Annotated in this window: 7 protein-coding genes; all 7 read left to right on the forward strand. The window is 61.4% G+C overall.

All coding sequences use genetic code 11. The features are described 5' to 3' along the window. Window positions 1-504 (forward strand): hypothetical protein (locus AC1D12_RS20835; RefSeq protein ID WP_477842575.1); only part of this gene is annotated, 504 nt, incomplete at its 5' end. A 744-nt stretch (window positions 505-1,248) separates the two neighbouring features. Further along, on the forward strand, window positions 1,249-1,950 hold the full coding sequence (locus tag AC1D12_RS20840) for a hypothetical protein (protein ID WP_477842577.1): 702 nt from the start codon (window positions 1,249-1,251) through the stop codon (window positions 1,948-1,950). Between the two features lie 383 nt (window positions 1,951-2,333). Next, window positions 2,334-2,639, forward strand: a complete 306-nt coding sequence (locus AC1D12_RS20845) for a hypothetical protein (protein WP_477842579.1) — start codon at window positions 2,334-2,336, stop codon at window positions 2,637-2,639. 182 nt (window positions 2,640-2,821) lie between these two features. After that, the gene (locus AC1D12_RS20850; RefSeq protein ID WP_477842581.1) at window positions 2,822-3,214 is read left to right on the forward strand and encodes a hypothetical protein; all 393 of its coding nucleotides are present in this window, start codon (window positions 2,822-2,824) and stop codon (window positions 3,212-3,214) included. A 181-nt stretch (window positions 3,215-3,395) separates the two neighbouring features. After that, a complete protein-coding gene (locus AC1D12_RS20855) occupies window positions 3,396-4,841 on the forward strand; it encodes an IS1182 family transposase (protein ID WP_477842583.1) in 1,446 nt (481 codons plus the stop codon). Window positions 4,842-5,406: 565 nt separating this feature from the next. Continuing rightward, window positions 5,407-5,760 carry a hypothetical protein gene (locus tag AC1D12_RS20860; RefSeq protein ID WP_477842585.1) on the forward strand — a complete coding sequence of 118 codons (354 nt, stop codon included), beginning with the start codon at window positions 5,407-5,409 and terminating at the stop codon, window positions 5,758-5,760. A 104-nt stretch (window positions 5,761-5,864) separates the two neighbouring features. Then, a complete protein-coding gene (locus AC1D12_RS20865) occupies window positions 5,865-6,080 on the forward strand; it encodes a hypothetical protein (protein WP_477842587.1) in 216 nt (71 codons plus the stop codon). Window positions 6,081-6,552 lie beyond the last annotated feature (472 nt).

Consider the following 6,552-nt stretch of genomic DNA (forward strand, 5'->3'; position numbering starts at 1 on the left):
GCGCTGTGTACAGTGCGCAGCCAGATCGTCGTGCCCAAACCGCATGGCCTGATGATCAAGTGGATGCTGGACGTCGAGAACACGAGCGGACAGACAATCCGGCCGCAGGAAGACGGCAACTACGGCTTCAACTGGAGCACGCCACAACCCAGCGAGCCCCCCAGCATCACGCCGGTTCTTGTCGGCGCTCCTGCGTTTCTCGGCAAGCGACACAAGAGCGCGAACCTCGCGCTCGCGCCCAAGGCGAAAGTTCAGATCACTGTCAACGCGTTCATCGAGCGCTCGATTGCAATCGCCGACTGGAGCGTGAACGCGCCATACGACGCCGCGTTCGTCCAGTTCGAGTCGCGTTCTGGCGAGTCACCCCATCCCGGCAAGGCCCTGTCCTGCAACCTGCAGAACTTTCCCGGTCTGTACGGCGCAAATCTTCGCGCGTGGTCGTACGGTTGTAAGGATCTCGCGAGTTGCGAAGCCGTTCCTCAGAATCTTCGCTTCGACAAGTAGCGCCCGCCAACGACGGTCAAGACCGCGGCGACCACGGTGTTGTGAGCAACGCCGCCCGAGTAGGGGCTCGCGCTCCGCGTCGCCCAGGCGCGGTTGAACGTCCGCTTCGCGCTCACGCGAACTCACACAGCCTCGGCCACTTCCTGTCGCTAGTGGACGACCTCTGTCGGGCGAGCGATATGGCCTCGGAGCACGCAGACTTCACATTGGCTTCGCGATATTGACCCAAGCTCTGCGGATGACTCCTCAACAGCTTCCCTCCGTTCTCGGTCGTTTCTTGGCAGTGGCGGTTACGGCTCTCTGCGGCGCATCGATCTTGGGCTGCAGCGGCCCCACCGATGCGCAGGTGGCAGCTGATTTTGCGAAGCTGCATTCGGGATGTACGCTCACCAGAGCCGTGGGTGGTGAGTCAGAAGGTGGAGCCCTGTGGGTGGACGTATGGGGCAACTGCACCGGTGACGACCAACGATTCAAGGACGTGTTCCGATACGTGGAGAAAGACGGTGAATGGATAGTCGTTTCATCGAGTGTGCAGACACCAATCTACCGGACCCCCTAGCCCGACAAACGACTGCGCACCCGCATATCGTCGGGGTAGCCGATTGACAGCAACGGGTCGTCTACGGGCGACCGGGCGAGGCAAGCGACCGTCCACGACCAGTCGGTCGTGACAGGCAGCTTTCGAACAGTTCGCAAGCCTCTCCGGCGTTGTTCCTTTCGAGCGGTTCTAAGAGAATGATTCCAATGCTTCGATACGCTGCGATCGTGCTGGCTGCAAGCTGTGCAACACACGCCGTTCAAGCCCAGTCGATTCCTGCTGGCACGTACATCACCGAGGGAGGATGGGGTACGTTGGTCGTAGAGAAGGATGGCAAGCTTCAACTGGACACCATCGGGGAAAATGGCCACTCGTGCGGACTGGAGGCCACCGTTCGAGACATGAAGGCTGTGACGCAGGAGGGATGCAAGATCAGCTTCGAAAGAAGCCTCGACCGAGTGTCGATCAACCCGGATCCGGCCACCGAGGCCGCATGCAGGGGGCCTTGCGGATCTCGCGCCTTCTTCCAGGGCGACTATTACCGCGAAGCTCCAGCCTGCCGTGCAGTGCTTGTGAAGCATGAGCGCGACCGTTTCACTGCGCTGTACCGCGGCCGAAAGTATCGGGAAGCCGCGGAGGTCCTCAGCGCCTTGCTGAATCGCTGCGGCCGTTTCATGTACTGGCTGCCCGACGAGGCGCAAGTGCGCAACGACTTGGCTCTGACGTATCACCATCTGTCCGACGATGCTGCGTGCCTCGGCGTGTTGTCTCCGCTGCGTCGCGCATTTGTGGAAGATGAGCGAATCACCAGCCGTGCCTTCACGCCCGTTGATGAAGGCGATGGCCAAGCGATGGTACGGATCACGCGCTTCAACTGGAAGACCTGCGGCGGTGAGGTGCCGGACTGAGCGCACGACGGATGCTGCCTACTGGCGTTGAGCCGACAGATCAATGAAACTATCAGCGGTCGCCCGCTGCGCACGGCGCGCAGACCTGCAATCGGCCAGCTCCTGCCGGTCACGAGCGACTGCCTTCGGGTAGGCTCAGCACCGCTAGGCGTCTATGGAAATCCATGCGAACTATGCGACGAGTATTCATGCTGGCGACAATGGCGACCGTGATCGCTGGTGGCTTCGTTTGGCTGCGGGTAAGCGCACTGACCGCGGGTGAGTTCTACGCTGTCGTCGTAGAAGTTCAGAACCCGGAGGCCCCACCTAGCCAATGGAAGCTTCTCCCGCTCCAAAGCGCAGAAGTCACTGCAGTTTGGCGAGGGTCAACGAAGGAAGACCCCGTGAACCTTCACTCGGGAAGTCAACGCTGCATGGGAGTGAAGACGACGACTACAAATGCGGACGGCAAGGCAATATTTCCGAAGTGGTACGCGCAGTGGGGAGACACTGTGCTTGATCCGTATACGACGGCAAGCATGACTGGTTTTGTCCAGATCAAAGATGCCGACAAGCACGGGGAGATCTGGTATGCAGCACCGGGTCTTCATGTCCTGCGCAGAGGTCAGTCGGAGGAACAGGGTAGTCGCCAGGTCACGCTAGATGCTTGGTGTCGAGACAGGCCGGACCTGCCCCAGCAGGCCAGGTGATGGCGGTTATCTCAAACGTTGAACGGCCGCTTTCTGGAGCCTTGCGCAGCCTGATCCAACTTCCRCTATGGGTCGCCTCGAGGCCACCAAGTGAGGCAGCCGACAGGCAACAGTCGGCCAGGAGTTGCCGCTCGCCTATGCCCGCTTTCGGTGAAGTCATGGACGTGTTGGAGAATCCGTGAATGAGTATCCTCAAGCAAATCTGGCAAGCGCTCATCGCAGCGCTCGGGCAGTTCTTCGCGGCCTACTCTTGGATCGAAATCGTCGAGGAGAAGAAGGATCGCCTCGTCCTGAGCGTGAATACTCGTCATGTGATTGCCGACAAGGTCAGTCGCCTTGTCTCTGCAGCTGGGCGAACAGTTGCCAGCTTCGAAGCCATTCAATCCATTGAGGTACAGCACTGCCGCAACGGCAAGAGGCTCGAATGGTGGGTCGTCAGCCTTCACCTTCTCAGCGGACGTCGGCTGCGGATCGGCAGGACAGCAGACGAAGTTCAGGCGTCGATTGTTGCGGCGCACTTGAGCACCGTTCTGGGAAAGGGCGTTCGGGCCGTTGCGGGCAGCGTTGAGCGCTAGCGTTGGTCGAGCGCCAGATTTCATTCGCTCGCCTCGACTCGTTGACGAACCGCTTGGCATCGGCCTCGCTCGACGGTGTCGGAAGTCGGACGCCTACTGTCGGCCGAGGCTGTGTGAAAACCCCGATCCGCGGTTGGCCGCAGGTGCGTAGAGTTTGAAGGCATATCGAGAAGGAGTCGATATGCGCAGGTTCGTTGAAGGGCGGGATCGACATCAGGTCACGCTGCTGCCTGAGTCGCTGGACGAGTTCATTGCGGAGGACAACGCGGTTCGCGTGGTCGACGCGTTCGTCGAGGAACTGGATCTGGCATCGATGGGCTTCGAGGGCACGACGCCGGCGGCAACAGGCCGCCCCTCGTATGACCCGGCGGTGCTGCTGAGGATCTACATCTACGGCTACCTCAACCGTGTGCAGTCGAGCCGGCGACTGGAGCGGGAGTGCCAACGCAATGTTGAGCTGATGTGGCTGACGGGTCGACTGGCACCGGACTTCAAGACCATCGCTGACTTCCGCCGCGACAACGGCGTGGGCATCCGCGCCGTGTGCCGCCGCTTCGTCGAGCTGTGCCGCGACCTGAAGCTGTTCTCGCAGGCCGCCGTGGCGATCGACGGCAGCAAGTTCAAGGCGGTCAACAGCCGCGACCGCAACTTCACACCGGCCAAGATCGAGGCACGCAAGAAGCAGATCGAGGAGAGCATCCAGCGCTACCTGGATGCCTTGGACACGGCCGACCGGACGCAGCCCGGAGAGTTCGTTGCCAAGACCGACAGGCTCAAGGACAAGGTGAAGACGCTGCGCGAGCAGATGCGGCGCATGGATCGATTGCAAGAACGGCTGGCGCGCCAGCCAGAGCCACAGCTCTCGCTGACCGACCCGGACTCGCGCTCGATGATGTCGCAGGCCAAGGGCACTGGCGTGGTGGGCTACAACGTGCAAGTCGCCGTGGATACCAAGCACCACCTGATCGTGGCGCACGAGGTCACCAACATCGGCAACGATCGAGCTCAGCTCACGAAGATGGCGACGGCGGCGCGCGAAGCCATGGGCAAGCCGAAGCTGCGCGCCTACGCCGACCGCGGCTACTTCAATGCACCGCAGATCAAGGGGTGCGCCGACGCGGGCATCGTGCCGTTCGTGCCGAAGCCGCTGACCTCGAACGCGAAAGCCGAAGGCCGGTTCGACAAGCGCGACTTCATCTACATCGCCAAGGACGACGAGTACCGATGCCCAGCGGGCCAGCGCGCGATCTATCGGTACACGCGAGAAGAGAACGGCCAGCAGATCCGGCGCTACTGGAGCAGCGCATGTCCGCAGTGCCCGATGAAGGCGCAGTGCACGCCCAGCGACTACAGGCGGATCGCGAGGTGGGAGCACGAGGCGGTGCTCGATGCCATGCAGCGCCGACTCGATCAGCAACCCGAGGCCATGACGCTGCGCCGGTGCACCGTCGAGCATGTCTTCGGAACGCTCAAGCACTGGATGGGTTCGACGCACTTCCTGACGCGCAGGCTGCGCAACGTCGGCACCGAGATGAGCCTGCAGGTGCTCGCCTACAACCTGAAGCGCGTGCTGCGCATCCTGGGCATGGCCAGGACGATGAAGGCGGTCAGTTCGATGGGGGCGTGAGCCCCTTGTTGCCTTCAATGGGCTCGCTTGATGGCCTTCCGACGGCGTCATGACACTGTGGGGGTCGATGCCGCCTTCCAAAGGGTCGCCTCGCTGATGGAGCGGCACCTATTGCGGAGTTCTCACACAGCCTCGGCCACGAGCTGCCGGTCGCGACTGACTGCTTTCGGGTAGCCTTGGACACATGCCTATCCAGTCAGTGGTCATTCATCTCGAATCTCCGTACCGCGAGTACGAATCGAAGCAGGCGCCTGCCAGAGATGTGGTGCTTGTGGGGCTCAAATGGGACACGCCTTGGTGGCCTGAACTGGCGGTGGGCTGGCTGGAGCAGGGCATGCCAGTGGACGCGGAAATCGCCGGATGCCTTGAGGAAATCGAGAGTCGAACGAAGTGGCCACAACGCTTTCGGCACCTAGCACGCGCATTGCGCCGTGCATGGCTTGACCGAATTTGACCCGTCTGCGATGGCGACAGGCGGTCCACAGCAGACTGCCGCGATAGACTGTTTCCGGGATGTGCCGTCGACGCCACTCCCGCACTCTCAAATGACATCCCGGAAGGGCACATGCCGCGCTACTACGTACTAGCCAAGGGAACGAAGCCGGTATCCAAAGCGAACAACTACCCTTGGCCATACGAAGTCGCGCTTTGCTTCGATACGGTACGGCGCCCCGTTGGGTTCGCGGAAGGAGAGGGGCATGGATTCGCCAGTGGCGTATTTTCTGTTGCCGAAGCGCTTGAATCAAAGTGGAAAGAGCATTTCTCGAATGCGGGGGGCGAGTGGCTTCTGCCGATACTGAAGAACTTTGCCCTCGGTGTCGCGCCGGTTGAGGCTGAACTGCTGAGGGCCGCAGTGGCCCGTCTAGGGCGTGAGCCATTGACTTACGACGTGCAGCTTTCGATTGCTGACCATCACTAGCTGGGGCTCTCAGCTTCAACGAACGGACAGCTGTATCTGGCCACGAGCCGTCCTTCGTCAACGACCGCTTCCGAGCAGCGGATTCGTTGTGGCAGACTCGCCGAATGAGTGGTGCTGAACGGCTCTTGGACTTCGCTGGCGGCTGTGTTGGCTTGCTAGCCGGCATGCGTTTCATAGTTTCCCGCCGCGCAGCCATCGGCGACGACGACGACTTCTGGGTCTATGGCTGGCGGGCAATCCTGATCGGCTGTGCGGCCTTAGCAATGGGAGCCTTGTTCTTTGCCTCGGCGTTCGGCCTCGTGCACATCGATCACGGCTGACACAGCGGGCAGATTCGGCCAGAGGTGGTCTCTCGCCGACGGCCGCTTTCGGGCGGCACTCGTGACTTGGGCCAAGTACGATGTCGTGGTGCTAAATCTGCCCCACCACGTTGGGCCGCACGAAACCCATGCTCAGGCGACCACCACTGATTCCAGGCTTTTCCGTGCGCCCAGCTCGGCTCGAAGATGCAGCCTCTTGGGCCAGGTATGCGTGCCTGCCGGAGGTGAGGCAGCACACGAGTTCAACAGCTGAAACTGTGGACGACGTCAGACCCAAGATTCGCCGCACACTCGCTGGCGAGCCCAACACACCCTGAATCGCCCCGGGTTCCGAGGAGGCTCCTTCGATTGAGAGAATGGAGCAATGAGGAAGTCCCCGAAGTTTTCACCCGAGGTGATGGAGCGCGCGGTGCGCATGGTTCTGGAGTCGCAGGGCCAATACGAGTCGCAGTGGGCGGCCATTGAGTCGATC

Source organism: Rhizobacter sp. P1_G5 (assembly GCF_056405435.1).

Bases quoted from the DNA above. Each gene is read 5' to 3' on its own strand.
- AC1D12_RS20840 (WP_477842577.1), top strand. From the start codon at position 1,249: ATGCTTCGATACGCTGCGATCGTGCTGGCTGCAAGCTGTGCAACACAC.
- AC1D12_RS20850 (WP_477842581.1), top strand. From the start codon at position 2,822: ATGAGTATCCTCAAGCAAATCTGGCAAGCGCTCATCGCAGCGCTCGGG.
- AC1D12_RS20855 (WP_477842583.1), top strand. From the start codon at position 3,396: ATGCGCAGGTTCGTTGAAGGGCGGGATCGACATCAGGTCACGCTGCTG.
- AC1D12_RS20860 (WP_477842585.1), top strand. From the start codon at position 5,407: ATGCCGCGCTACTACGTACTAGCCAAGGGAACGAAGCCGGTATCCAAA.
- AC1D12_RS20865 (WP_477842587.1), top strand. From the start codon at position 5,865: ATGAGTGGTGCTGAACGGCTCTTGGACTTCGCTGGCGGCTGTGTTGGC.